Consider the following 26,342-nt stretch of genomic DNA (forward strand, 5'->3'; position numbering starts at 1 on the left):
TTGCGTATGCTCCTCTGTCTGAGCGGGCAAGGACCTGAGAATTAAAGCGTTAGTGGCTATATAACGGCCAGCGCGGTCACATCATGCTCAGAGGCAATATACGACTTTCTAATACTCCGGGTCTGTTCCCGATCTCGAATTTATACGCCGGGACTCATAGCTTGTTCACGCCCGGCAAGACTGCGTTCTGAATGGCTTCTGCGACATATGCGAGGTTCGTTTGCGGTCGAAGGTTCGGGTAACGGAGATTCAGAACAATGGCTTATGACGAACTCAGAACCAGATTGCGCGGAGTAACAACCGCTCTTGTTACCCCATTTGAAAACGGAGAAGTGGCGCACAAGGCTTTCGCCGAGTTGGTGGAGTGGCAGATTGGAGAAGGCATCCATGCTCTTTCTCCCTGTGGCACGACCGGAGAGGCCCCAACTCTCAATACGGCGGAAAAGATCAGCCTCATCAAAACCTGTGTTGACGTCTCTGCAGGACGTGTACCCGTTGTTGCAGGAACAGGCACCAACGATACTCTATCGACAATTGCATTGACGAGCGCTGCAGCTGCCTGCGGTGCTGACGCCGCCCTGATTGTGACGCCATACTATAACTGCCCGTCTCAGGAAGGCTTGTATCGCCACTTCGAAGCCGTGGCTCGCAATGTTCAGATACCAATCATCCTTTATAATGTCCCGAAGCGAACCGGCGTCGATCTTTCTCTGGAAACTATCGAACGGCTGAGTGAAATCCCGACCGTCATTGGTATCAAGGACGCGACTGGTGAACTCGACCGGCCCAAACGCATCATTCGTCGTATGGGCGATCGGCTGATACAACTATCAGGACATGACGCGACCGCGGTTTCCTTCAATCTTGAGGGAGGAGACGGAATGATTTCAGTCATTTCGAATGTGCTTCCAGCAACCACTGTCAAACTTTACGAAGCCTGTAAGCGAGCCGATGCCTGCGGTGCCAGAACGCTCGGCTTCAAATTGAAGCCTCTTCTGACTGCCATGGAACAAGATACCAATCCCGTTCCGGTGAAGTACGCCTTGCACCATCGGCGCGGTCTGTCACCGGATGTACGGCTGCCGTTGGTTGGCGTCAGCGAAGAAACCGCCAGCGCCATTCGCCGGGCCTGTGCTGCCATTGACCATGTGGAAGAATCACCCTCGGCGCTCATAGCGCAGCATCAGCAAGCGACACTTTCCATCACACTGGCGGCGCGCTGAAACACCGCCAGCCCAGCCCAGCCCCCCAGCAATTGAAACATTCGTGCAACCATCAGAAGTGAGGTTTCGATCATGTACGGAAAATTGGGCCTGTTTTTACACCTGAGCAAAGCAAAGCGTAAGCATGCAGGGTCCCGGAACATCAGTTCAGCCATTACCGAGGAAGAATTGCGCCAAGACATCAGCATACTGCTCCGCTTGATGACAGTGATTGGAGCCGGCGTTCTGGTGACGTTCCTCATCATGCAACTTACACAGTGAAAGTGGTTGCGTCTCTGGATGGAGCACTCGCTATGACCACAAAAAACCAGAGAAACGCCGCCGTTCCACTGCCGCGCTTCATCGTCGACAAGGAAGCCGCACGGCGCTGGGTCGTCTATGACCGGCTGGGACTTGTCGGGGGACTTTTCACAGATCGCGTATCAGCACTGCGTTTTGTGAAGTCCATTTGCGATACGCGGCCTGCTGGTACCTACAGACTTTCTCGTAAAGGCACATTGTGCACCGATATGATCTTCGGGAAGCGCACTTCCCTGCTGAAGATTGTCCGCTAGTCCATTGAGCCGCCAAATGGTGTCATTTGGCGGTGCAATCTCGTAACATCAGCCGAGCACTCTTTCACTCATGAAAAACCCGGATATATTTTTCGACTGGCTGCTACCATTGGCAGCCGTTCTCGCACTGGCCAGAATCCTGACGGATATTTTTGGTTCTTAGAAGCCAACATCCGGTTGCAAGCACTTATTCACGCTTACTACACTTACGAAAAAAGCCCGGCTGAACCGGGCCTTCTCGACAGTCATTCGCGATCATGCCACGATGGCTGGAAATTTAACGTCACGATCCGTTCGAAGAGCTTTCACTCTCAAGATCATGATTAGCCGTTTACGGCGTCCTTCAGACCCTTGCCAGCCGAGAACTTCGGCACGTTGCGAGCCGGAATAGCAACTTCCTTGCCGGTCGATGGGTTACGGCCGGTCGAGGCAGCGCGATGCGAAACGGAGAAAACGCCGAAGCCAGGCAGACGGACTTCTTCACCAGCCTTCAGGGCGCCGGTAACAGCAGCGAGTACGGCGTCAACAGCAGTACCGGCATCAGCCTTCGTCAAACCGCCCTTTTCCGCAACTGCGGCAACCAATTCGTTCTTGTTCATTGGCATTTCCTTTCTTTATCTACCGGAACGGATAACGTGACCGGATTGGTCGGAGTTTATTCAAATCGTTTCACAAACCAAGCCTGTCAACGTGAAAAAACCCCGGAAAACCGGGGTTAAACACAGAAATGCCGGGCAAATTGCCCGGCATTTCAATTGTTGGTCCTGATAGACGCCTTCCAGCGGGGCAATCTGACTGAATCAGAATCGCCCGCTGGACGCTCATTTCGGTGCATTACCTGTAAGCAAACCGCTTCGCACGTTTGCCGGAAATGCCTTAATGAGCGGTCGTGGCCCCTGCTTCTTCCTCGACCGAAGGCACGGTCGCCGGGGTTGCCGGCTCGGTCCATTCAATCGGCTCAGGTTCGCGAACCAGAGCATGCTTGAGGACTTCACCCACGCGGGACACCGGAACGATCTCAAGACTGTTCTTCACATTGTCCGGAATATCCGCCAGATCCTTGGCGTTTTCTTCCGGGATCAGAACCTTCTTGATGCCGCCGCGCAGAGCTGCGAGGAGCTTTTCCTTCAGGCCGCCGATTGGCAGGACACGACCGCGCAGGGTAACTTCGCCCGTCATTGCGATGTCCTTGCGAACCGGAATGCCGGTCAGCACGGATACGATCGCCGTGACCATGGCGATACCGGCGGACGGACCGTCCTTCGGCGTAGCACCCTCCGGCACGTGCACGTGGATGTCGCGCTTGTCGAACAATGGAGGTTCGATGCCGAAATCGATGGCACGCGAGCGGACATAGGAAGCCGCTGCGGAGATCGATTCCTTCATCACGTCGCGGAGGTTACCCGTGACGGTCATGCGGCCCTTGCCGGGCATCATGACACCTTCGATGGTCAGCAATTCACCGCCAACTTCCGTCCAGGCAAGACCTGTCACGACGCCAACCTGATCTTCGCCGTCGATCTGACCGAAGCGGAACCGCTCGACACCCAGATAGTCGGAGAGGTTCTTTTCGGTGACTTTCACCGACTTCTTCTTCGACTTCAGGATTTCGGTCACGGCCTTACGTGCCAGAGTCATCAATTCGCGTTCGAGGCTACGCACACCTGCTTCCCGCGTGTAGAGGCGGATAACATTGCGCAGCGCATCGTCCGTGACCGAAAACTCCTTCGGCTGTAGGGCGTGATCCTTGATTGCCTTCGGCAACAGGTGCCGCTTGGCGATCTCGAGCTTTTCATCCTCGGTGTAGCCGGCGATACGGATGACTTCCATACGATCCAGCAATGGACCGGGAATATTCAGCGTATTGGCCGTCGTCACGAACATGACGTTCGACAGATCATATTCCACCTCAAGGTAGTGATCCATGAAGGTCGAGTTCTGTTCCGGATCCAGCACTTCGAGCATGGCCGATGACGGATCGCCGCGGAAATCCTGACCCATCTTGTCGATTTCATCGAGCAGGAAGAGCGGGTTGGACTTCTTCGCCTTCTTCATCGACTGGATGACCTTGCCGGGCATCGAACCGATATAGGTGCGGCGGTGACCGCGGATCTCAGCCTCGTCACGGACGCCGCCGAGCGACATACGGACATATTCGCGGCCGGTAGCTTTGGCAATCGAACGGGCAAGCGAGGTCTTGCCGACGCCGGGAGGTCCGACGAGGCAGAGGATCGGGCCCTTGATCTTGGTCGAGCGAGCCTGCACCGCGAGATACTCGACAATGCGCTCCTTGACCTTTTCAAGACCAAAGTGATCGTCGCCAAGTACGCCTTCGGCAAAGTTCAGGTCCTGCTTGATCTTCGACTTCTTGCCCCACGGAATGGACAGCAGCCAGTCGAGATAGTTGCGAACGACCGTTGCTTCGGCAGACATCGGGCTCATGCTGCGCAGCTTCTTCAGCTCAGCCTGGGCCTTTTCGCGGGCTTCCTTGGAAAGCTTAGTCTTGTTGATGCGTTCTTCTAGTTCAGCCGCTTCATCGCGACCGTCCTCGCCATCACCAAGCTCCTTCTGGATCGCCTTCATCTGCTCGTTGAGATAGTATTCGCGCTGCGTCTTCTCCATCTGGCGCTTGACGCGGCTGCGGATACGCTTCTCAACCTGAAGAACCGAAATTTCGGCTTCCATAAAGGACAGTGCCTTCTCAAGGCGCTCGCGCACCGAGAGGATCGACAGCATTTCCTGCTTCTCGGGAATCTTGATCGCGAGATGCGAGGCAACCGTGTCGGCAAGCTTCGAATAGTCGTCGATCTGGCTGGCGGCGCCAACCACTTCCGGCGAAATCTTCTTGTTCAGCTTGACGTAGTTTTCGAAGTCGGAAACCACCGAGCGGGCAAGCGCCTCGATCTCGACGGCATCTTCTTCAGGCTCCGGCAAAGCCGCAGCATAGGCCTCGTGATAATCTTCGCGGTCGGTAAACTTGGAAACCTTGGCGCGCGCCGTGCCTTCGACCAGCACCTTGACGGTGCCGTCCGGCAGCTTCAGGAGCTGCAATACATTGGCAATCGTGCCGATTTCATAAATCGCGTCCGGTGCCGGATCGTCATCGGCAGCGTTTTTCTGGGTGGCAAGCAGAATCTGCTTGTCCACGCCCATCACTTCCTCCAGCGCGCGAATGGACTTTTCGCGGCCGACAAAAAGCGGAACGATCATATGCGGGAAAACGACGATGTCACGCAACGGCAAAACGGCATAGAGCCCGTCCGAACCGCCCGCTTCAGAGCCACCCAATGGGGTCTTCTGTTCAGTACCCGTCATAACTCAAGTCCTTTCTCAGGTCTTTCAACCTGACTGCCACGTCCGCGCCCCCTTTCATCATGAGGCAGGTCACGAATGTGCTTCGTTCCATACTTGGAGAGCCGAACCCGGCAATTCAATAGCCTCGATCGGGACGGCTTTCGTAGAATCGTCATCTATCCTGCGCTGTACCGTCATTAAGTACAATATCTAGCTTAGGCTGTACCCCGATTGCTGTGCCTGCAATAGTGACAGGATCAGCCCGGCGCAAGTTTGCACATGAAAAAGGCCGCTTGCGCGGCCTTTTTATGGATTAGGTGTCCCCGCTTAAGCAGAAACATTACCCTTTTCATCCTGGCGCTCGGCATAGATATAGAGCGGACGGGCGCTGCCATCCACCACATCGCCGGAAATAACCACTTCCTGCACGCCTTCCAGCGTCGGAAGCTCGAACATGGTGTCGAGCAGGATCTTTTCCATGATCGAACGCAGACCGCGTGCACCCGTCTTGCGCTCGACCGCCTTGTTGGCAATCGCTCGCAGGGCGTCGTCGTGGAAGCTCAGCTCGACACTTTCCATGTCGAACAGGCGCTGATACTGCTTCACGAGCGCATTCTTCGGCTCGGTCAGGATCTGCACCAGAGCATCGACATCGAGGTCTTCGAGTGTCGCGATCACTGGTAGACGACCGACGAATTCCGGAATGAGGCCGAACTTCAGAAGATCTTCCGGCTCCAGCTCCCTGAAGACATCACCGATACGGCGCTCATCGACCGAACGAACGGTGGCGCCGAAGCCGATGGACGTCTTCTCGCCACGTGCGGAGATGATCTTGTCGAGACCAGCAAAAGCGCCGCCGCAGATGAAGAGGATGTTCGTCGTGTCCACCTGCAGGAATTCCTGCTGCGGATGCTTGCGGCCACCCTGCGGTGGCACGGAAGCGACGGTGCCTTCCATGATCTTCAGAAGCGCCTGCTGGACGCCCTCGCCCGACACGTCGCGCGTGATGGACGGGTTATCCGACTTGCGGCTGATCTTGTCGACTTCGTCGATATAGACGATGCCGCGCTGCGCACGTTCCACATTGTAATCGGCGGCCTGAAGCAGCTTCAGGATGATGTTCTCGACATCTTCACCGACATAACCTGCTTCCGTCAGTGTCGTCGCATCGGCCATGGTGAATGGCACATCGATGATGCGTGCGAGCGTCTGGGCAAGATAGGTCTTGCCGCAACCCGTCGGACCGACGAGAAGAATGTTCGACTTCGCAAGCTCGATATCGCTGCTCTTGGACTGATGGGCGAGACGCTTGTAATGATTGTGTACCGCAACCGACAGAACGCGCTTGGCATCCTTCTGGCCGATGACGTAATCGTCAAGGACGGCCATGATTTCCTGCGGCGTAGGCACGCCCTCGCGCGACTTCACCATCGAGGATTTGTTTTCCTCGCGGATGATGTCCATGCAGAGTTCGACGCACTCGTCGCAGATGAAAACGGTCGGGCCTGCAATCAGCTTGCGCACTTCATGCTGGCTTTTGCCGCAGAACGAGCAATAAAGCGTATTCTTGGAATCGCCGCCGCTGTTGCTGACTTTGCTCATCGCAGTTTCCTTTCAATTGACCGAAATGAACCTTGGGCGTTCATATCGATCGTTTCTTCCGGTTCGGACCCAGTGCTGGAGGAGAAACGCGCCTCCCGCTGGTCACAACGGCAGCAGATACGCGCTGCCTGTCATGTAGGGCCTGTAGTCTCAGGATTCCTGTCACCGTATGACTCCCCGACCGAAGGAGCCATTTGGCGACTTTTGCAGAAGCTGCACCGTCGAACAAATGAAAAATAAGTTCCCGGCAAAGATTCGGCATAATCTGACCAAGTTTAGCGCCCCGAACCCCAACAGATGCTTAACGTGGCGCGTTAACCATCACGTAGTTGCAAGAATTGGGCCCCTTTTGTGGCAAAGAGCGCTAAAAACAGGTGCGAGCCGGAGATTCCGGCTCTTACTTCGATTCGTCCGCGCCCACGTCGCGCGATTCAACCACCTTGTCGATAAGGCCGAATTCGAGCGCTTCCTGCGCGGTCATGAAATGGTCGCGGTCGAGCGTGCGTTCGATTGTCTCGTAATCGCGGCCCGTGTGCTTGACGTAAATCTCGTTCAGACGGCGCTTCATCTTGATGATGTCCTGCGCATGACGTTCGATGTCCGAGGCCTGTCCCTGGAAACCGCCCGATGGCTGGTGGACCATGATACGGGCATTCGGCAGAGCATAACGCTGGCCGGTCGCACCGGCGGTCAGGAGCAGCGAGCCCATCGAAGCAGCCTGGCCCATGCAAAGCGTGGAAACCGGCGGACGGATGAATTGCATCGTGTCATAGATCGCCATGCCGGAGGTTACGACACCGCCGGGCGAATTGATGTACATGTTGATCTCTTTCTTCGGGTTTTCGGCCTCGAGAAAGAGAAGCTGTGCGCAAACCAGCATCGACATTCCGTCTTCAACCGGTCCGTTCACGAAGATGATGCGCTCCTTGAGAAGGCGCGAGAAAATATCATAGGCCCGTTCGCCACGGTTGGTCTGCTCAACCACCATCGGGACGAGGTTCATGACGGTTTCGATCGGATCTCTCATTATGGGCCTCTGGATATATTTATGGCGAAGTGAATAGTTCTGAATCGTAAGTGTTCCATACATAGGGCGTTGCGCCCCTGTTCCGCAAGTGGCGTAGCACTACCTGCCTCACTCCCAATCCGACTCCGGCTTTTCGGGGCGAATGCCGCGCTTCTCGTCCAGCGTTTTGCGGGCCACTTCGGTCAGTCGCGCTTTGATGCGAACGGAACCATCTTCCAGATTCTCGCGTTCGACACTGCTGCCGTGCTGGTAAATCCAGTCGAGAAGATGAAGCTCGAATGGTGACAGCACGACATCGACCGGGCCGAGCGAGCCCGCTATCCGGGTTTCGATAAGTGAAAGCAACCTGTCAACACCTTCACCGGTAATGGCTGACAGTGGGATCGGACGCCCTTCCTCGCTACCGGCTGCGGCCAGACGCAGCGCTGCCTCGCGCCCGCTCTCGTCGAGATTATCGATCTTGTTCCAGATTTCGACCACGCGCTTGCGGTCCTGCGGCTCGATGCCCAGGCCAGCAAGAATACTTTCCACGTCTTCCGCCTGCGCGGCATTGTCCGGATCGGAAATGTCGCGGACATGCAGGATCAGATCCGCCTCCACCACTTCTTCAAGGGTGGCGCGGAAGGCAGCGACGAGGTGGTGCGGCAGGTTCGAGATGAAACCGACCGTATCCGACAAGATAACCGTTTCACCATGCGGAAGGCGAATACGCCGCAATGTCGGATCAAGCGTGGCGAAGAGCATGTCTTCGGCCAACACTTCCGCGCCCGTCATGCGGTTGAAAAGCGTAGATTTTCCGGCGTTGGTATAACCGACAAGTGCCACGATCGGATGCGGCACCTTGCGCCGCTTCTGACGATGCAGTGTGCGGGTGCGCACCACCGTTTCAAGCTCGCGCTTGATCTTCAGAATCTTGTCCTGCAGCAAGCGGCGGTCGGCTTCGATCTGGGTTTCACCCGGACCACCGAGGAAGCCGCCACCACCGCGCTGACGTTCAAGGTGGGTCCAGCTTCTGACTAGACGACCCTTCTGATAATTCAGATGGGCCAGTTCGACCTGCAAGGCACCTTCTTTGGTGCGCGCGCGCTCACCGAAAATTTCAAGAATGAGCCCCGTGCGGTCGATGACCTTGACGTTCCATTCCTTTTCGAGATTGCGCTGCTGTACTGGTGTCAATGCATGATCGACGATAACCAGCCCGATGGCCTTTTCCTTGACGGTTTCGACGATGGATTCCACCTTTCCCGCGCCAAGCAAGGTCGCAGGCCGTGGATTGGAGACAATCGCAATTTCAGCATGTTCGATGTCGAGATTGATTGCCCGGGCAAGCCCGACGGCTTCCTCCAGGCGCGCCTCGTTCGAGCGCTGAAATTCGGGGGCAGCCCCATCTTCCGCCGACGTGCCCGTATTAAACCGCTCCGGCAGGATGGGAACGACGACCGCGGCCCTTGTGGGCCCTGGTTCTAAAAGCTCGAAAGCCTTGTCAGCATCGGCAGATGTCGGCTTTTTATCCTTGAATTTGGACAAATATATTCACTCCGGGACGCGGAAACTGTCGTGGATGCATTTGGACTGATGAAGATCAGGTTAATGCACTATCTGGCATTGCAGATAAGTCGCCGCTAAAGCTGTTTCAAATGAAAGACGCCCCGGATTGTTTAAGCAAGATAACCGGACAGGCAGAGCGTGTCCGGTTATCATCAGCAGAAACAATAAACTGGAGCGAAACGTCTTAAGCCATCGCGCCCCAGTGGAATTCGGAAAGCGTCAGGCTTCTTCGCCTTCGAACATCTGTACAGGCTGGCTTGGCATGATCGTCGAAATCGCATGCTTGTAGACAAGCTGCGAATGACCGTCACGGCGCAGAAGCACGCAGAAATTATCAAACGACGTTACAATGCCGGTCAGTTTCACGCCATTGATAAGAAAAATCGTCAGGGAAATTTTCTGCTTACGTACAGAATTCAGAAAAAGGTCTTGTAGATTTTGCGATCGTTCAGCCATTGTTTTTATTCCTTTAATCGATCAGCAGCCAGCTCGCGATGTGTTAAACGAACACGCGCATGTACATAAATCAAGCACCGGAGCGTGCAAAACCGGGGCTCGACTGCAATTGCTGTGGAAAGACAACTGCTTCGCTATTTAGCTTCGGTTAACAGGATGGGAATCTTTGCGCAACCGTCAATTTCATTAGTCGCCTGGCAAATTCCGTCAGGTCAGATGGTTTCGCTATCTCAATCAGCCACGACAAGCTCTTCATTTTGTTGCAATTCAAGCAGTGACTGCACCCGATCCATCGCCCACATGTAAAAAGTTCCTGGCTGGAGCGAAACGACCTCCTTGTGCTTTTTATGTATATGAAAGCCTATAAAGTCCGGATGGTTGACCGGCTCGAGACCATAGGCCGGATCATAGATGCGCGTGGCGTCCTTGCCGACCCAGTAATAGAAGTTCTCCTGGGGGGCCGCGTTCTTGAAAATCCCATACTTGCGGGCCAAACGAGAAATTCCGTCATTGCCGAAGACCGTGATGCCAATCGAGGCAGGCGTCACTTCCTTGCCGATAAGGCGATAGTAAAGCGGACGCAATTTGCCTCGGCGTAGGCCCAGCCAGCGCGGTAGCGGATAGGTCGCCGCTATGTAAGCCTCGAATTCACCAATAATCGGATGATCGTGCGGAAGGTAGAGCGCCGACACACCAACCCGAAAGCGATTCTCCCGGGCAAGATACGGTTTGCGCGGATCTGGATGAAACTGTTTGAGAAGATAGACATCCGTGTCCAGCCAGACACCCTGCTGATATTTCATCAGCATGATACGGAAAATATCGCTGAATTGAACGATTGTTCGTTTGGAGCGGAAGTTTGGATAGGCCGGGTCAAGCCTGGTGAATACCGTTTCCGGCAAAATGCTGCCGGCATCATGCAGTTCAACGCCCGGTGGCACATTCTCTATCGGGCCATAAGCAAAGAGCTTCACACTTTGACCCGTCATCACCATCGATGCTAGGCAAATGCAATCGACCTCACGCAAACGCGAGCCGTACCAGAACGTGCAGATATCCATACCAGCTCCAAGCCGTAATCTGGGCGTGGGCTAACACACAACTGTGATCAGAAGAACTCGAGACTAACACGGAACATCTGCTCTACATGCTTTACGGCGTCGGATGTTGCAAAAATGACGACGCGGTCCTTCGGCTTGATCCTTACATCGCCATTGGGGCGGATCACCTGCCCGTCCCGATAGATCGCCCCGATTCGCAAGCCTTCCGGTAGGTCGAGGTCGCGCAGCGGCGCACCGACGAGCGATGACGTTTCCAGCGCTTCGGCCTCGATCAGTTCGGCCATGTCGCGATAAACACTATAGACCGCGCGAATTCGGCCCCGGCGCACATGCTGCAGGATTTTTGAGATTGTGACCGCCTTCGGATTAATGTAGGCGTCGATCCCCACCATGTGGGTAAAATCCTGATAGGCGACCGTGTTGAGCAGGGCCATGTTGGATTTGCAGCCCAGCCGTTTGGCCATGATGCTTGACAGGATATTGACCTGATCCTGATTGGTGAGCGCGACCATCAGGTCGGCATCCTGAATATCGGCTTCCTGCAGAAGGTTCTGATCGAGCGCGCTGCCATGCAGGACCATGGTGCGCTTCAGCTGATCGGCAATCGCAAACGCGCGCTCGTGCTCGCTCTCGATCATCTTGACGCGCGTGTTCCACTTGCGATCCTCAATGGCCTTGGCCACATAGAGCCCGATATTGCCGCCGCCCGCGATAACGATGCGGCTGGCTTCCGGTTTCTCGTGCCCGAACAGACCCAATGTGCGACGGACCTGTTCGCGCGTTGTCACGACATACGCGAGGTCACCGGCATTCAATTCGTCGGAAGATCGCGGGATGAACAGACTATCGTTGCGCACCACACCGGCGACAGTCGCTGCAAGATCGGGAAACAGGTCCGTCAGCTGTTTCAGCGGGGTATTGATGACAGGACATTCATCGAGACATTCGATAGCAAGGCCGATGATCTTGTCGTCCGCGAAGCGCAATACGTCCGTCGCGCCCTGCAAAGCGATGCGCCGCAGAACCACCTCGCCCACTTCCAGCTCAGGCGAAATGATAACGTCAATTGGCAGGTTTTCGCGCAGGAACAGGTCCTGATATTCGGCCTTCAGATAGGATTGAGCGCGGATGCGGGCAATTTTGGTCGGCACGTTGAAGACCGAGTGCGCCACCTGGCAGGCCACCATATTGACCTCGTCGGACAATGTGACGGCAATAATCATATCTGCTTCGTCTGCGCCCGCAGCTGCAAGCACATCGGGTTGCGACCCGTGACCGACAAATCCCCGCACATCGAGCGTATCGCGCACGATCTCGACATGGCGTGCGGATGTGTCGATAACTGAGACGTCGTTCTCTTCGGCGGCAAGCCGCTCGGCGATGCCGTATCCGACTTGCCCTGCTCCGCAAACGATTACCCGCATGACTGCTCCGTCCGAGACAATTAGAGCATTTCCAGCAAAAGTGCGAAGCGGTTTTGCGTAGGATAATGCAACAAAACAGATATTTAGAGCGGCTCCAGCGTGTCGTCTTTAGCTGGACTGCGCTAAATGCTTATACGCCCAGAGACTTCAGTTTGCGATGCAGCGCGGAACGCTCCATGCCAACGAACTCTGCCGTGCGCGAAATATTGCCGCCGAATCGGTTGATCTGGGCGATCAGATATTCCTTCTCGAAACGCTCGCGCGCTTCGCGTAGCGGAAGCGCCATGATGTGCTGGTCGGATTCTGTCGGAGCACGCGGTAGGGTGTCGCCAATTTCGGCTGGCAAAAGATCGGCCGTCACTGGCGCTTCAGGATCGTCGCCACGCGCCAGAATCATCAGGCGTTCGACATTGTTGCGAAGCTGGCGAAGATTGCCCGGCCAGCTATGCGCCTGCAGAACCGCCATCGCATCCGGCCCGATCTTGCGCGGCTTGATACCCGCCTGTTCGGCAATCTGCTTCATGAAGTAGTCGACCAGGGACGGAATGTCCTCGCGACGGGCCGCAAGCGGCGGCACCTGCACAGGGACAACCGACAGACGGTGAAACAGGTCTTCTCGGAATGTGCCTTCCGCGATCATGCCTTCGAGGTTCTGTGCCGTCGAGGAAATGATGCGTACATCCACCTTGACTCGCTTGGTGCCGCCAACGCGCTCGAACTGCTGGTCGACAAGCACACGCAGAATTTTGTTCTGCGTCTCGCGTGGCATATCCGCGACTTCATCCAAATAAAGTATACCGCCATGGGCTTCTTCCAGAGCGCCCACCTTACGCTCGCCGCCATCCATCTCGGTACCGAAAAGTTCGATCTCCATACGCTCTGGCGTGATGGTCGCAGCATTCACCGTCACGAACGGCCCGCTGGCACGGCTCGACTGCGCATGGATGGCGCGCGCGGCAAGTTCCTTGCCCGCACCCGACGGGCCAGTAATCATGATGCGGCTGTTGGTCGGCGCCACGCGCTCAATGGTCTGGCGCAACTGGTTCAACGCAAGCGACGCGCCGATCAATTCCAGATGGTCGCCGGTACGTTTGCGCAAGTTTGAGACTTCGCGCTTTAGCTTCGAGGTTTCAAGCGCCCGTTCCGCAACGAGGATCAGACGATCAGCCTTAAACGGCTTTTCGATGAAATCGTAGGCGCCGCGCCGGATCGCCGACACAGCAGTTTCGATATTGCCGTGGCCGGAAATCATCACCACTGGCAGCTCGGGATGCTGCTTCTTGATTTCATCGAGCAGCGCCAGACCGTCCAGACGACTGCCCTGCAGCCAGATATCCAGAAAAACCAACCGGGGAACGCGATCGTTGATCGCCGCAAGCGCGCTGTCCGCGTCGAAAGCCGTGCGGGTTTCATGGCCTTCATCGCTCAGGATACCTGCAACAAGTTCCCGGATATCCGCTTCGTCATCAACTACAAGAATATCGGCAGCCATATCAAATCACCTGTCCAGCTATGTTCTTTTGGTCATTTTCCGCATTGGCGCCAGCTTCGCCGGCAAGTCCCGCTTCCGCACCAGCATCGCTGGCAGACGCTTGCGGGAAGATCATGCGTATCATCGCGCCTCGACCTCCGTGGAAATCCGAAGGCGCGTCATGCAATTCCAGATGCCCGCCATGATCTTCGACGATCTTACGGACAATCGCGAGACCAAGTCCGGTGCCCTTCTCGCGCGTCGTCATATAGGGTTCGAGCAGCTTCTGGCGGTCGTCGCCCGGCAGACCTTTGCCATTGTCGATAACATCGACAACCAGTTGCCCATCCGCCTGATAAGAACGGATGATGATATGCCCGCCTTCGCCTTTCTTGGCGCGATCTTCCTTCGGAAGTCCGTCAATGGCTTCGCTGGCATTCTTGATAACATTGCCGAACGCCTGGCCGAGCAGGCGACTGTCGAAGGAACCGACCAGTTTCTCTGGGCCGAAATCGTTTTGGAAGCGAATATCGCTGCGGCTGACTTCGATCAGGAAGGAGGCTTCGCGCAATGTCTCGCGCATGTCCATAAGCCGCATTTCAGGCTTCGGCATGCGGGCAAAGGCGGAGAATTCATCGACCATGCGCCCGATGTCGCCCACCTGGCGAATGATCGTATCCGTGCATTGGTCGAAAACCTCGCGATCCTCGGTAATCACCTTGCCATAACGGCGGCGAATGCGTTCGGCGGAAAGCTGGATCGGCGTGAGCGGATTCTTGATCTCATGCGCAATGCGCCGCGCGACATCTGCCCAGGCCGACGAACGTTGCGCCTGCACCAGATCAGTGATGTCATCCACAGTCACCACATAGGAATGATCTTCGGATTCCGTATCCTCGACGGTCACCTGCACGTTGAACGTGCGCGCCACGCCGCCGCGGGTCATGCTGACCTGCTCGCGGTGTACGGCGCGTCCCGTTGAACGGGCGACCTCGAAAGCCTGCCCGATCTCTGGCGCTATGCTGCTAAGGTTTTTGCCAACGGCATCATCCGATATGACACCGAACATATGCTCTGCGGAACGGTTCAGAATAGAGATACAACCATCCGTTTCGATGCCGATGACGCCGGCTGTTACACCGGAAAGCACAGCCTCGGAGAAGCGGCGGCGCTCGTCGATCTGATCCTTGGCGGAGATCAGCTCGTTACGCTGGCTCTTAAGTTCAGCAACCATGTTATTGAAAGTGCCCGACAACGCGCCTACGTCACCGTCCGAAGCCCGCACCGGAACAGAAATATCGAGATTACCGGCCGCCACGTCATCCGACGCACCGATCAAAAGCCGGATCGGACGCACCAATCGGTCGGCGACGGCAATACCAGTCCAGATCGCCGAAAGCAGAACGATCAGCGTCAGACCGAAATAGAGCAGTGCGAACGCGATCTGTGTTGGAATGCGGTTCGCGTCCATTTCCTGATAGCGCTGGGTGTTGGCTTCCATCAGGCGCATGGCATCGAGAATCTGCGAATCCACCGCGCGAACGGTATAGAGATAAACGTCTGGTATCTCGCGCATCTTGATGATGGCACCGACGAAATTACTGTTTCCCGGAGGGATGATAACCGGCTTGCCGTCAGGTGCAGTCTTCAGTGCATCTTCAGTCGGGGGCGGCAGACGTTCTTCGACACCGGTATCGCTCTTGACGACCACTTCACCATTTTCCCGCACCAGAAACGCGCCAAGCAGACCGCGACCACGCGTCTGCAGCGTCATCAACTGGACGAAGCCGCCCCGATCAAGACTGTAGATGGTGCGCTGTGCATCGAGATCCTGCAGCATCGAGTAGGACGTGCTTTGCAAGTTGAGCGCAGTTTCGCGGATATAGGCCGTGGTCAGGCTTTGTGATGAACTCACAATATCGCGCGTATTGGTATCGAACCAGCGATCAAGACCCAGATTGAGCGTCACGGACGCGACGATGGCCACTACGATGGCAGGAACCGCCGCGATCAGCGAAAACAGCGCAACGATGCGAACATGCAGGCGCGAAGCGGCTTTTCCAAGCCGGCGAGCCATGACGATGCGATAAACTTCGCGGCAAATCAGCAGGATAAGGAACAGAATCAAAGCGACATTGATGATGACCAATGCCAACGTGACAGTCCGGTCGGGCGTGATCGGGGTAATGCCAATCAGAATAGCAAAGGAAATCGACGCCGTAATCAGCGCTGAAACGACGGTGATAATGCCCGGAAGGGCCAGAAGCCTGCGCCCCTCGCCGCCTTGCGATGATTGCTTCTCGCTGTTCATGTCCGTCGTCAGATTCGCCGCGCTCATATTAACCATGTTATCCAATAGCGTTGCATCTATGCAACGCATTGTGGCGAAAATGCAACGTTATTCTGCATGCCATTGTTGACGCCCCAAGCGGAGGATCACCGAGAACCGGGAATGCCGGTTCATAAGGCTCCCAAGGCTTTCAATGCGATGCGGCTTCACCATATAAGAATCCACAGAGTTCGGGAATTTCCGGACCTGTTAAAACACGGTACGGAGGGCTTTCGAGCATATGCAGGACAATACGTTGGGATCCTACAATTCAAATGCCGTCGCCTATGCAACCGATTCTCGAATTAGGAACTGGTTCGGGGACTGATGCACGCGCGGTTCTGGAATCGGGATTTCAGCTCGATGCAACAGACGGTTCCGCCGAACTGGCCGCAATCGCTTCGAAGCGACTGGGACAGCCTGTGAGAACGATGATGTTCGACGAACTTTCCGCGGTCCAGGAATATGACGGTATTTATGCTTGCGCATCACTGACCCATGTGCCCAGAGGTGAGCTCGCCCCCATCATTGAGAAAACTTACGCTGCGTTGGCGAAAGGCGGCATCGTTTGGGCAAGCTTCAAGACCGGGGCGACAGAAAGGCCGCGACGCACTTGACCGCTATTACAACTATCTATCACCCGAAGAGCTTCGGCTATGCTGGGGCAAGAATGGCCACTGGTCTGATATCACGATAGAATGCTGGGCTGGCGGTGCTTACGATAAACGTTCCACGGACTGGGCAGCCGTCGTGGCGGTGCGATAGTTTCCGAAGGGTAAACTAGAAATTGAGTCGCGCCATTGCTAGTGAATCGACGAACTCTCCGTCTCGGAAAGCATCTTTCACGTGAATGCCCTCCGAGACGAAACCGAACTTTTCATAGAGATGGATCGCAGCGGCATTATCGACATAAACTGTCAATTCAAGCCGCTTCAAATCAAGCCAGTTGTCGGCGATCTCGATCAGCTCAGTCATAAGTGCCGTGCCGATCCCCTTGCCGACATGCCCGTCATCTATTCCCATCATGACGTCCGCGGCGTGGCTCCGTCGCCCCCTATGTCGCAGCAAGCCAGCGTTTCCGACGATCTCTTCATTGATCGTCGCAACAATCACCGTCGATTCCGGCCCGAGTGAATCCAGCTATTTCTTTGCGGTATCGAGGCGCTGGAACGGGGTGCGTAAAGTACCAAACCGAAATCCCGGCATGTTTTGCAGCCGGGTGAGGCCTTCTGCATCGGTGGATTCCACTGCGCGGATAACAAGATTTTCAGATCGCATTTGGACTCCTGATTTCAGTGCTCCGGCAATCTTCAGTTCACAGGCTGGCAAACATCCAGACAAGCCGAGATTGGCTGGCAATTTTTATCGCAGATGCAGCCGTTTGGCTGCGGAATAGGATAGTCCGGGCTTTTCCCGGCCGTAAAATGAATAAATTGCAACAAGCACGAAGCCTGAAACTGTCAGGCATAGTATTTGATACACTTTGACCTCCCTTGCGCTGGAAGATCAATCATGGTCCTCGTTGGCGGAGAAATTCTCAACGCCAACAAATGCCTCGTAATTATATGGATTAGCTATTGCGCGTGCGCGAGCCGTCCTTCTAACAACAACGCCGCCCGAATTGGGCGGCGTTGTTGTTAGAAGGACGGCTAACGGCCTTTTGGTTCTGCGCGATTTCTGTGCGATCAGTTTTCCGCGCCATAAGCGTCGAAATCAAAGTACTTGTCGTTGACTTCCTTGTACTTGCCGTTTGCGCGGATCGCCTTGATGGCATTGTTGAACTTTTCGACCAGTTCAGGACGGCCCTTCTTCAAGGCAACGCCGACACCGACACCATGGATGTTGTCATCAGACGGATAAGTGCCGACCATCTTACAGCAGGCGCCATCCGGCGTCTTCAGCCATTCGCTCAGCGTTACACTGTCGTCATTGACGGCATCAAGGCGGCCATTTGCCATGTCCAGCCGGTATTCTTCGGCGGTTGGATAGGCCTTGATTGTACTATCGGTGAAAGCGTGTTCGGCATAGTTGGCGTGCGTCGTTGACACCTGAACGCCGATTGTCTTGCCCGCAAGGTCTTCCTTGGTCACACCCTTGATGGCGCTATCCTTGGGCACCGCGATGCCGGGAGGCGTGTTGTAATACTTACTGGAGAAATCGACCTGTTTCTTACGTTCATCCGTGATGGACATGGAGGATACATAAGCGTCGAACTTCCCTGCCTGAAGTGCCGGAATAGTGCCGTCCCACTCCTGCGTGATAAATGTGCACTGGGCTTTCATTTCCTCGCAGAGCGCCCTTGCGATATCGACATCGAAGCCCGACAGCGAGCCATCTGGATTGGTGAAATTGAACGGCGGATAGGCACCTTCCGTTCCGATTACAAGTTTCAGGGGTTCTTCGGCGCTTGCAGCGCCAACTACCAGTCCACCTGCCGTTGCCGCGATCCCCACAATCGAAGCTGCCACAGCGATACGCTTTAAAACGCGCATTCAGATTCCTCCCATTTCATTTCGGCTCATTCCAGAATTGATCTTCTGGTTCAGCCCTTTGCAAAGGGGAGTTTCAAGTTGGCAATGCAAATTGCCGACTCGTCAAAATTTCTCCCCCGTCGCTATCAATAGATGGTTCGGTGGAGCTTGCACAATGCTTTTTACTTGAGGAAATAGTTCTCGATTCTGTCCTGATCGCACGCACAAGGCGGTTCATCAAGCTCATGAAATAAATGGCGCACCCGACAGGATTCGAACCTGTGACCTCTGCCTTCGGAGGGCAGCACTCTATCCAGCTGAGCTACGGGTGCATTGCCGGAAGGCTCGAAGCCTTTACAGCGCGTTTCTAACTGAACCGCGCATGTGCATCAATGGCTTATTTTGATTAAGCGACGCAAATTTTGTCGTTAGAGCGCATCCTGAAAAGTGTGAAACGATTTTCGGGATGCGCGCCAAAATAGTCAATTGAAGCGTCCTATGAACGCAACCCCGGAGCCTCCTGCCCCGTCCGCTCCACATATTCCGTATAGCCGCCGCCATATTGATGAATGCCATCTGGTGTCAGTTCCAGAACCCGGTTCGACAAGGCGCCGAGGAAATGCCGGTCGTGCGATACGAACAGCATAGTGCCTTCATAGGCGGCAAGCGCTTTGATGAGCATTTCCTTCGTGTCGAGATCAAGGTGGTTGGTCGGTTCGTCCAGGACCAGGAAATTTGGCGGATCGAACAGCATGGCCGCCATGACAAGACGCGCCTTTTCACCGCCCGAAAGCACACGGCACTTCTTTTCGATATCGTCGCCGGAAAATCCGAAGCAGCCAGCGAGTGCCCGAAGTGGGGCCTGCCCTGCTTTTGGAAAGCGCTCTTCCAGCCATTCCAAAATTGTAGCATCACCGTCGAGCACATCCATCGCATGCTGCGCGAAATAGCCGAGCTTAACGCTGGCACCGACGTTGACATTGCCCTTGTCCGGTTCGGCAGCGCCTGCAACCAGTTTCAGCAGCGTCGATTTTCCTGCACCGTTGATGCCCATGATGCACCAGCGTTCACGGCGGCGAACCATGAAGTCAAAACCGTCATAGATCGTGCGGCTTCCATAGGTCTTGTGAACGCCCTTGAGGCTCACGACGTCCTCACCCGAACGTCGTGCCGGGGCAAAGTCGAAAGCGACCGTCTGGCGACGGCGTGGCGGCTCCACCCGATCGATCTTCTCCAGCTTCTTCACACGGCTTTGGACCTGCGAGGCATGGGACGCGCGCGCCTTGAAGCGCTCGATAAATTTGATTTCCTTGGCAAGCATGGCCTGTTGGCGTTCGAACTGAGCCTGCTGCTGCTTTTCATTCAGCGCCCGCTGGCCCTCGTAAAAGGCATAGTCGCCGGAATAGGTTGTGAGCGAGCCGCCGTCGATTTCAATGATTTTGGTCACGATGCGGTTCATGAACTCGCGGTCGTGCGAAGTCATCAGCAACGCGCCGTCGTAGTTCTTGAGGAATGCTTCCAGCCAGATGAGGCTTTCGAGATCGAGATGATTGCTCGGTTCGTCGAGCAGCATCACATCCGGACGCATCAGCAGAATACGCGCCAGCGCAACACGCATCTTCCACCCCCCAGAAAGATTACCGACGTCGCCATCCATCATTTTCTGCGTGAAGCTGAGACCTGCCAGAACTTCGCGCGCACGGCCATCGAGACCGTAGCCATCCAGCTCCTCGTAGCGCGCCTGCACTTCACCATAGCGTTCGATGATCGCATCCATATCGTCCATACGATCCGGATCGACCATCGCGGCTTCCAGCTCGCGCAGTTCTGCTGCAACCACGCTGACAGGCCCTGCACCTTCCATCACTTCCGCAACGGCAGAACGACCGCCCATCTCGCCGACATTCTGATCGAAATAACCAACCGTCACGCCTTTTTCGACAGAGACCTGCCCTTCGTCTGGCAGTTCATCGCCGGTAATCATGCGAAACAGGGTTGTCTTGCCCGCACCGTTGGGACCGACAAGGCCGATCTTTTCGCCACGGTTCAAAGCAGCGGAAGCCTCGATATAGAGAATGCGATGGCTGTTGGACTTGCTGATATTGTCGATGCGGATCATGGAACGGGAGGACTTTGTTGAGTGGAGGGGGAACGTACGGTTGTCGCGTTGCGGCTTCCCTATGCCATGACAGCACGGGCAAGTCACCCCGCTTCGCGACCAAGTGTCAGACGGAAGGCTCAGGGAATATTACGTAACCATTGTTCGGTCGAGAATTTCTCCACCGCGAGCTTTTCCGCAGCTTCATATTCTTCCGGCGTAATCTTGCCGCCCACGCCTCCATTCAGAGACACGAACATATCCTTCATGCGCTTGATGACCTCTTCGCGCGGTAGTCCCGTCTGGCTGCGAACCGGGTCGACACGCTTGACTGCGCTGGCCGTGCCCTTGTCGCTCAGCTTCTCACGCCCGATACGCAAGACCTTCACCATTTTTTCCGCATCCATGTCATAGGCCATGGTGACATGGTGGAGAACCGTTCCCTTGGAGAAGCGCTTCTGCGCAGCGCCGCCGATCTTGCCCTTGGAACTCGAAATATCGTTCAGCGGCTTATAGAAAGCATCTATGCCGAGCGAGTTGAGCGCTTTCAACACCCAGTCATCCAGAAATGCGTAGGAATCGGCGAAGCTCATATCCCCTACGAGTTCTCCAGGCGCATAAAGTGAATAGGTGATGGTGGTACCGGGTTCCACGAACATCGAACCGCCACCGGTAACGCGACGGACAGTTTCAATACCGAATTCCTGCGTCGCTTCAATATCGACTTCATTGCGCAGCGATTGAAACGCGCCAATGATGATGGCAGGGCGTTCCCATTCCCAGAAGCGCAATGTCGGTGCCCGACGTCCAGCGGCAACTTCCCGTGCCAAAACCTCGTCCAGTGCGAGATGCATGGCAGGGGAAACTGCTGGCATTTCAACGATCTGCCATTCGAAATCCCGCCACGTGCGTGCAACACCCAAGGCACGCCGGACGGCAATCGCGACCGCTTCCGGGCTGAAGCCGAGCATCATGGCGTCGGGCCGCAGGCCTGCCCTCACCGCGTCGGCAATCTGCTCCGACGAGGAGTCGGCTGAAAGACCTTCAATAGAGTTGCGGATGTCCTCCAGAGCCTCGTCCGGTTCAAGGAAGAAGTCGCCCGCCACCTGCACATCGCTGAGACGTCCGTCACGAACATCCAGATCGACAACGACAAGTTTTCCGCCGTGGACTTTGTATTCGCCGTGCATGTGGGCAACCTTCCGAAGAGTGAACGTGAGTATTTCACTCTCATTTCATGAAACCTGCCGGAAAGGAAGCCGGTCCCAACGTGGCAAGCCGGACTATATTCCAGCTTCCGAAAGCGCGCTGTGTTGAACAACCGAGGTCTGGCACACTTCTTTGGTTTTGTGGCCGACATAAAATCCGGCGGCAATCATGGCCGCCAGAACAATAATGATCGATTTGAAACTGAAGGCAGATGGTGCATTTCCGATCCTCACTCTTGACCCAAGCAAATCAGGGCAGGAAATGATTATCGATCCCACATTCGTTCCAGTTCTTCGACGCCCGCAAAATTCCTGTCAGGCGTTACAAGCTTGCAGCTGTTTGTGAACTGCGCATTCATCCACTGTTCAAGATATCGGAACTAAAGCATATTTCATCGATATCAGAGGGACTCATCATGACACCTGCACTCAAGACGACTGTTGCTTCACTATGCCTTGGCGGCCTGGTGGCCGTCCTTTCCCCGCTTGTAACGCCGGCGTCCGCAGCCAAATTGCAGCGCTGCGCGAGCGAAAACGGTGTCTGCCAGCTGCCTTATCCGGCTGAAGTGGTCTATGGCACCGGCGGACAGAATACGTCGCGCTTCATTGATCGGCCACAGGTCACCTGTTCGAACCGCGCCTTCGGTGACCCGGCGCCTGGCAAAAAGAAAAGCTGCTCCTTCGTAGTTCAGGATCGCTGGGAAGATAGGCCTGGCCGCCATGATCGCCCCGGTCGCCCGGATCGCTATGATCGCTATGATCGCTATGATGACCGCGATCGCGACTGGAGCCGTTGTGCGAAGGAAGGCGGGTTCTGCGATTTCTACGGTCGCAAGCGCGTCCGCTACGGCGCAAATGGCCGGTTCACGGAAGGCGCCTTCCGCAATGGCGTCCAATGTGACAATCGCGCCTTCGGCGATCCAGCGCGCGGTAAGGCCAAGGCCTGCTACATACTCGATTAAGAGGCGGATGTAAGAATATAAAAGCCCGGACTGCTCAGTCCGGGCTTTTGCTATTTAGTTAATGCAGAATCTCGGCAATATGCATATCAAACTGTTTTTATTATATTTTATTTAATTCTGACTAAAGATACTATAGCAGTTGCGACCTTTGCCCTTTGCCTCATAGAGCGCAATGTCCGCATTGCGGGCCAGTGCCGAGGGCGTTGTACCGTCGCGTGGTGCAAGAACTGCGCCGACGCTTGCCGAAACATCCAGATTGACGCCGTGGATGAGGAAAGGTTCACGAAAAGCCTCAACCACCCTTCCTGCCACAGTCTCGATGATTTCCATGCAATCTTCATCAGGAAGAATGACGGCAAACTCGTCACCGCCCACACGCATCGGAATATCTGTTTCCCTTAAGGCGGAACGCAAACGTTGAGCAGCTTCGATCAGAAGCGCGTCGCCCATCAGGTGGCCGTAGGTGTCGTTAACCGCCTTGAACCGATCGAGATCGATCAGCAGCGCACCAATCGGCTTGCCCTGCTGCAAGGCTTTTTCGATCATCGGAATGGCAAGTTCGGTGAGAGCCCCGCGGTTATAAAGTTTGGTCAGGCGGTCGGTCAGTGCGAGGCGCTTGAGAGCGGTGGAATCGTCGCTGAGGAATTTGTTGGTCCTTTGCAGCCGCAGCAATCCACTCGCAATGTGGGCAAAATCCTCAAGCTTGGCGCGTTCCATATCGGAAATCTTTCGCGGCTTGCTATCGACAATACACAGGGAGCCAACCGTCAATCCAGCATCGACAGACACCGGTGCACCAGCATAAAAGCGAAAACGCGGTTCTCCAGTCACATACGGCATGCTGCAAAAGAAATCGTTCTCTACCAAATCTTCGATCACAAATAGCTCGCCGCTTTCCACCACGAAGGTGCAGGCGGTCAACTCGCGTGGACAACTGCTGACTTTTTCGCCAGCATTGGCAGCAACACGCTGCCAGTCCTCATCGATGATGTTGAGAGCAGATGTGCTGACGTCAAAAACGTCTTTCACAAGCGATACGAGTGTATCGAGCTCAGGCAGTCCAAGGCTGGTCACAGAAACGAGGGTGCGGACGCTTTCAAGTCGCTCGACTTCATTGGCAGGAACCGAAAAAGGCGTCTTTTCTGTCATCGAACTATAGGCATCCACACTCATCATTCTCACCGTCATCTAAGCTCCCTTTTGAATTATAGATAGTGAAGAGAACTGTCACAGCAAGCCAAGCTTGCCGTATCTGGCCGAGTTCGAACAGCTTTTCAGTCGACAGGCCGTAGCGCGAAATAGTGTGTTTCACTATAAAACACAAAAAGGCGGCGACCGAATGGGCGCCGCCTCTGTCGCTAGAAACATGGACTGGAGGTCATCATAGTTCTACGACAATGCGTGTGCCGAATCTGGCACTATCAGCTAGAGTATTAGAACGAGCGCTGGAAGCGGATCTTGCCCGGCCAGGCGTCTTTGCCGTACATTGAAGGTCCCCTTGCCGGTTGCCTTGTAGGTTGCACAGCCCCAGACTGCCCAGTCACCGCCCCAGGTACCGTAGAACGAGTCGACGATACGAACGCGATAACCGCCCGACGTGCCGTAATGATCGTCGTTGGACTCGTAAGCGCCCTGCAACCAGACCGAGAACTGATCGGTGATGTTGACATCGCCGCGGACCTTACCAGCCCATTCTTCGTTACGGGCGTCATAGGCGACGACACCGGCGATCTTGCCCCAGCTCTGCTCGTATTTCAGGCCACCGACCACATGCGACATGTAATCCTTGATGGTGACGTCTTCGTTCGAGTCGGTGTTGCCACCTTCTTCAAAGGAGACAATGGCCGAGAAACCGTTCCCGCCCTTGAAAGTATAGCTGATAAGGTTGGTGCGGTAGCCGCCAGCAAGGATCACGTCGTCGCTGATGACGTTGCCGAGTTAGCCGGTGAAGGTGACGAAAGCCGATTCATCCAGACCGATGCGCAGACCGCCACGCTGGATATATGCGTAACGCAGCGGGGCGCTGGTGGAGGCCACCATTGTAGTTGTTAGCCTTGCCGTTGCCGTCGCCGTTCCAGTTGTAATGCAGCTCGCTATAAGTCTTGAGCGTGCCGAGTTCCATTTCGGAAGCGGTCGAGAAACGAAGGCTGACGCGAGCCAGCTTGTTCCAGGTGTCGCGCTCCAGCTGTGCGGGGGTGCGAGCATAATTGTTGTCGCCGCCGCTTGCGTCGTAGCGAACATAACCATGAATGCGAAGGCAGGTTTCCGTTCCCGGAATGTAGAAATAGCCAGCACCGTATGCATCGCATACGCGGACTATTCCACGGCTTCCGGCTCAGTCGTCACGATTGCATCGGCTGCTTGCGCGCCAGAAATCGCTACGAGCGATGCTGCTGAACCGATTAGAATTGTTCTGATACTCATAAATGCGTCTCCAATAGATGAGTTAGACGCAATCGATATATTTATCCACAATGATTTGAGTATTCTTTAATCAATGTAATTTTTGTGAATTATTTATATATGATATAAAATTTACTTCATATGTATTACGTAGACTTTATTACGTAAGAATTACGACGCAATAATTCCTGTCATCATCGCAGCACGCAACGAATCCATCATATCAGCGATAATTTTATTCTGCCCCTTATGCCCTTCCGATCCGCTACCGAGCGGACGCCCTCGCCTATCCGGCAACGGTGAAAGTTTTATAACAGCAACAAGAAATATACGTCGCAAGACAGACGATTGCCGGTATTGTCCAGTTCAGGCTGGAAAGCTGAAAACCGCGACTCGTCAATTCAAAGGCATGGAATGTTGATTCGTCATTGTGGACCTGACGAAGTGGTTTTCCTCAGTCATTCTCCCGCTCAATAAAGAAAACGAAGGCAGCAGGGGTAATGCAATGGTTCTATTCTCTATTGTCATAGGCGTGCTGACGTCTGCGGTAGTAATAGCGGCGTGCATCATGCTTTGGAGATATGAACGTCCCTGAAATTTGCCACTGAGAGTGGGCGTAGCGACCGACGAACTTCAACAGTCGAATCCAATAACAACCTGACCCGCTTCGGTTGATTACCCTGCATTTCGTTTCGCTTCCGCAATTGCAGATACGGCGACACGTGGAGCTTTCGTCTTCGCTTTTTCGTCAATGTCAGCGTACATGCGCAACCTGTCTACGGCCTTCCATTCGGCCATTTCAGTCACTCTGGCGCGTATTTCATCAATTCGCTTCAAAATGTTTTCATTTGCTTTCAGGCGTATTTTGTTGCCAAGGTTAGGCTCAAATCCGGCTCGCTGATATGCCCGTCCGCTGTCAGAACTTCAGCCAATCCCTTTGCGAACATTTCCTGCTTTGCATTTTTCAAGACTGGCTTATGCCTATTACCATAAGGATATTCTATGATGAGATCAGAAGACGCTCTGTTGCTGAATGCTATTAGCGCCCAGGCCGACCGGGCCGAATTGATTATGCCCAAGACCCTCTCGCTGAATCCGATTGCCGAACGTCTCCACGACGAATTCCCGCATCGATCCGCTGCTGAAATAGAAACTCAGTGCCGAGTTGTCTGGCAGGACCGTTACCTGTTCTGGAATTGATATTCGCCTTC

At 55.0% G+C, this 26,342-nt stretch carries 19 protein-coding genes, 1 tRNA gene and 3 pseudogenes; 5 read left to right on the top strand and 18 right to left on the bottom strand.

The window, feature by feature from the left end; all coding sequences use genetic code 11:
• Positions 1–257 precede the first annotated feature (257 nt).
• On the top strand, positions 258–1,223 hold the full coding sequence (dapA, locus tag AAE521_RS03470; RefSeq protein WP_342060472.1) for a 4-hydroxy-tetrahydrodipicolinate synthase: 966 nt from the start codon (positions 258–260) through the stop codon (positions 1,221–1,223).
• Positions 1,224–1,516: 293 nt separating this feature from the next.
• Entirely contained in the window at positions 1,517–1,777 is a 261-nt protein-coding gene (locus tag AAE521_RS03475; RefSeq protein WP_071632817.1) for a hypothetical protein, read from the top strand.
• Positions 1,778–2,100: 323 nt separating this feature from the next.
• Here the strand turns inward: AAE521_RS03475 and AAE521_RS03480 are convergent, their stop codons facing one another.
• The 11 genes and pseudogenes from AAE521_RS03480 to AAE521_RS03530 all read right to left on the bottom strand — a co-directional run bounded on the left by AAE521_RS03480 (position 2,101) and on the right by AAE521_RS03530 (position 16,040).
• A complete protein-coding gene (locus tag AAE521_RS03480) occupies positions 2,101–2,376 on the bottom strand; it encodes an HU family DNA-binding protein (protein WP_006470422.1) in 276 nt (91 codons plus the stop codon).
• 277 nt (positions 2,377–2,653) lie between these two features.
• The gene (gene lon / locus AAE521_RS03485; protein ID WP_029924884.1) at positions 2,654–5,092 is read right to left on the bottom strand and encodes an endopeptidase La; all 2,439 of its coding nucleotides are present in this window, start codon (positions 5,090–5,092) and stop codon (positions 2,654–2,656) included.
• Between the two features lie 306 nt (positions 5,093–5,398).
• Positions 5,399–6,673: an ATP-dependent Clp protease ATP-binding subunit ClpX gene (gene clpX / locus AAE521_RS03490; RefSeq protein ID WP_010660143.1), complete on the bottom strand. Its 1,275-nt coding sequence runs from the start codon at positions 6,671–6,673 to the stop codon at positions 5,399–5,401.
• 397 nt (positions 6,674–7,070) lie between these two features.
• Positions 7,071–7,700 carry an ATP-dependent Clp endopeptidase proteolytic subunit ClpP gene (clpP, locus tag AAE521_RS03495; protein ID WP_010660144.1) on the bottom strand — a complete coding sequence of 210 codons (630 nt, stop codon included), beginning with the start codon at positions 7,698–7,700 and terminating at the stop codon, positions 7,071–7,073.
• 108 nt (positions 7,701–7,808) lie between these two features.
• On the bottom strand, positions 7,809–9,227 hold the full coding sequence (gene hflX / locus AAE521_RS03500; protein ID WP_071632816.1) for a GTPase HflX: 1,419 nt from the start codon (positions 9,225–9,227) through the stop codon (positions 7,809–7,811).
• A 240-nt stretch (positions 9,228–9,467) separates the two neighbouring features.
• The gene (gene hfq / locus AAE521_RS03505) at positions 9,468–9,704 is read right to left on the bottom strand and encodes an RNA chaperone Hfq (protein WP_002964239.1); all 237 of its coding nucleotides are present in this window, start codon (positions 9,702–9,704) and stop codon (positions 9,468–9,470) included.
• Between the two features lie 5 nt (positions 9,705–9,709).
• Positions 9,710–9,907 (bottom strand): annotated as a pseudogene (locus AAE521_RS03510) (hypothetical protein).
• A 27-nt stretch (positions 9,908–9,934) separates the two neighbouring features.
• Positions 9,935–10,765: a glycosyltransferase family 32 protein gene (locus tag AAE521_RS03515; RefSeq protein ID WP_342060473.1), complete on the bottom strand. Its 831-nt coding sequence runs from the start codon at positions 10,763–10,765 to the stop codon at positions 9,935–9,937.
• Positions 10,766–10,812: 47 nt separating this feature from the next.
• Positions 10,813–12,189 carry a Trk system potassium transporter TrkA gene (trkA, locus tag AAE521_RS03520; protein WP_071632814.1) on the bottom strand — a complete coding sequence of 459 codons (1,377 nt, stop codon included), beginning with the start codon at positions 12,187–12,189 and terminating at the stop codon, positions 10,813–10,815.
• Positions 12,190–12,319: 130 nt separating this feature from the next.
• Complete coding sequence (gene ntrX / locus AAE521_RS03525) at positions 12,320–13,681, bottom strand: nitrogen assimilation response regulator NtrX (protein ID WP_071632813.1); 1,362 nt, start codon at positions 13,679–13,681, stop codon at positions 12,320–12,322.
• Position 13,682: 1 nt separating this feature from the next.
• On the bottom strand, positions 13,683–16,040 hold the full coding sequence (locus AAE521_RS03530; RefSeq protein WP_071632812.1) for a sensor histidine kinase NtrY-like: 2,358 nt from the start codon (positions 16,038–16,040) through the stop codon (positions 13,683–13,685).
• A 236-nt stretch (positions 16,041–16,276) separates the two neighbouring features.
• Between AAE521_RS03530 and AAE521_RS03535 the strand changes: the two genes are divergently transcribed.
• Entirely contained in the window at positions 16,277–16,606 is a 330-nt protein-coding gene (locus tag AAE521_RS03535) for a methyltransferase (protein ID WP_342060474.1), read from the top strand.
• 163 nt (positions 16,607–16,769) lie between these two features.
• Here the strand turns inward: AAE521_RS03535 and AAE521_RS03540 are convergent.
• The 5 genes and pseudogenes from AAE521_RS03540 to lplAB form a co-directional block, all read right to left on the bottom strand.
• A pseudogene (locus tag AAE521_RS03540) lies at positions 16,770–17,267 on the bottom strand (GNAT family N-acetyltransferase).
• A 407-nt stretch (positions 17,268–17,674) separates the two neighbouring features.
• Positions 17,675–18,481: an ABC transporter substrate-binding protein gene (locus AAE521_RS03545; protein ID WP_071632811.1), complete on the bottom strand. Its 807-nt coding sequence runs from the start codon at positions 18,479–18,481 to the stop codon at positions 17,675–17,677.
• 234 nt (positions 18,482–18,715) lie between these two features.
• Positions 18,716–18,792: transfer RNA gene (locus AAE521_RS03550), tRNA-Arg, on the bottom strand.
• Positions 18,793–18,956: 164 nt separating this feature from the next.
• Positions 18,957–20,579 carry an ABC-F family ATP-binding cassette domain-containing protein gene (locus AAE521_RS03555; RefSeq protein WP_342060475.1) on the bottom strand — a complete coding sequence of 541 codons (1,623 nt, stop codon included), beginning with the start codon at positions 20,577–20,579 and terminating at the stop codon, positions 18,957–18,959.
• Between the two features lie 119 nt (positions 20,580–20,698).
• Entirely contained in the window at positions 20,699–21,748 is a 1,050-nt protein-coding gene (lplAB, locus tag AAE521_RS03560; RefSeq protein ID WP_071632809.1) for a lipoate-protein ligase LplAB, read from the bottom strand.
• Between the two features lie 434 nt (positions 21,749–22,182).
• On the opposite strand from lplAB, the gene AAE521_RS03565 reads away from it, so the two are divergent.
• Positions 22,183–22,728 (top strand): hypothetical protein, encoded by a 546-nt coding sequence (locus tag AAE521_RS03565; protein WP_342060476.1) that lies wholly within the window; start codon positions 22,183–22,185, stop codon positions 22,726–22,728.
• A 111-nt stretch (positions 22,729–22,839) separates the two neighbouring features.
• On the opposite strand, the gene AAE521_RS03570 is transcribed toward AAE521_RS03565, so the two are convergent.
• Both AAE521_RS03570 and AAE521_RS03575 read right to left on the bottom strand, forming a co-directional pair.
• On the bottom strand, positions 22,840–23,916 hold the full coding sequence (locus tag AAE521_RS03570; RefSeq protein WP_342060477.1) for a sensor domain-containing diguanylate cyclase: 1,077 nt from the start codon (positions 23,914–23,916) through the stop codon (positions 22,840–22,842).
• Between the two features lie 291 nt (positions 23,917–24,207).
• Positions 24,208–25,152 (bottom strand): annotated as a pseudogene (locus AAE521_RS03575) (porin); the annotation flags it as partial.
• Between the two features lie 981 nt (positions 25,153–26,133).
• Between AAE521_RS03575 and AAE521_RS03580 the strand changes: the two are divergent.
• On the top strand, positions 26,134–26,331 hold the full coding sequence (locus AAE521_RS03580) for a hypothetical protein (RefSeq protein WP_071632806.1): 198 nt from the start codon (positions 26,134–26,136) through the stop codon (positions 26,329–26,331).
• Positions 26,332–26,342 lie beyond the last annotated feature (11 nt).

This window comes from Brucella cytisi, assembly GCF_038433355.1.
Taxonomy (GTDB): Bacteria; Pseudomonadota; Alphaproteobacteria; order Rhizobiales; family Rhizobiaceae; genus Brucella; species Brucella cytisi.

Excerpts from the sequence above, each read along its gene's own strand:
- dapA (WP_342060472.1), top strand. The coding sequence starts at position 258 with ATGGCTTATGACGAACTCAGAACCAGATTGCGCGGAGTAACAACCGCT.
- AAE521_RS03475 (WP_071632817.1), top strand. The coding sequence starts at position 1,517 with ATGACCACAAAAAACCAGAGAAACGCCGCCGTTCCACTGCCGCGCTTC.
- AAE521_RS03480 (WP_006470422.1), bottom strand. The coding sequence starts at position 2,376 with ATGAACAAGAACGAATTGGTTGCCGCAGTTGCGGAAAAGGGCGGTTTG.
- lon (WP_029924884.1), bottom strand. The coding sequence starts at position 5,092 with ATGACGGGTACTGAACAGAAGACCCCATTGGGTGGCTCTGAAGCGGGC.
- clpX (WP_010660143.1), bottom strand. The coding sequence starts at position 6,673 with ATGAGCAAAGTCAGCAACAGCGGCGGCGATTCCAAGAATACGCTTTAT.
- clpP (WP_010660144.1), bottom strand. The coding sequence starts at position 7,700 with ATGAGAGATCCGATCGAAACCGTCATGAACCTCGTCCCGATGGTGGTT.
- hfq (WP_002964239.1), bottom strand. The coding sequence starts at position 9,704 with ATGGCTGAACGATCGCAAAATCTACAAGACCTTTTTCTGAATTCTGTA.
- AAE521_RS03515 (WP_342060473.1), bottom strand. The coding sequence starts at position 10,765 with ATGGATATCTGCACGTTCTGGTACGGCTCGCGTTTGCGTGAGGTCGAT.
- trkA (WP_071632814.1), bottom strand. The coding sequence starts at position 12,189 with ATGCGGGTAATCGTTTGCGGAGCAGGGCAAGTCGGATACGGCATCGCC.
- ntrX (WP_071632813.1), bottom strand. The coding sequence starts at position 13,681 with ATGGCTGCCGATATTCTTGTAGTTGATGACGAAGCGGATATCCGGGAA.
- AAE521_RS03530 (WP_071632812.1), bottom strand. The coding sequence starts at position 16,040 with ATGCGTTGCATAGATGCAACGCTATTGGATAACATGGTTAATATGAGC.
- AAE521_RS03535 (WP_342060474.1), top strand. The coding sequence starts at position 16,277 with ATGCAACCGATTCTCGAATTAGGAACTGGTTCGGGGACTGATGCACGC.
- AAE521_RS03545 (WP_071632811.1), bottom strand. The coding sequence starts at position 18,481 with ATGCGCGTTTTAAAGCGTATCGCTGTGGCAGCTTCGATTGTGGGGATC.
- AAE521_RS03555 (WP_342060475.1), bottom strand. The coding sequence starts at position 20,579 with ATGATCCGCATCGACAATATCAGCAAGTCCAACAGCCATCGCATTCTC.
- lplAB (WP_071632809.1), bottom strand. The coding sequence starts at position 21,748 with ATGCACGGCGAATACAAAGTCCACGGCGGAAAACTTGTCGTTGTCGAT.
- AAE521_RS03565 (WP_342060476.1), top strand. The coding sequence starts at position 22,183 with ATGACACCTGCACTCAAGACGACTGTTGCTTCACTATGCCTTGGCGGC.
- AAE521_RS03570 (WP_342060477.1), bottom strand. The coding sequence starts at position 23,916 with ATGACGGTGAGAATGATGAGTGTGGATGCCTATAGTTCGATGACAGAA.
- AAE521_RS03580 (WP_071632806.1), top strand. The coding sequence starts at position 26,134 with ATGATGAGATCAGAAGACGCTCTGTTGCTGAATGCTATTAGCGCCCAG.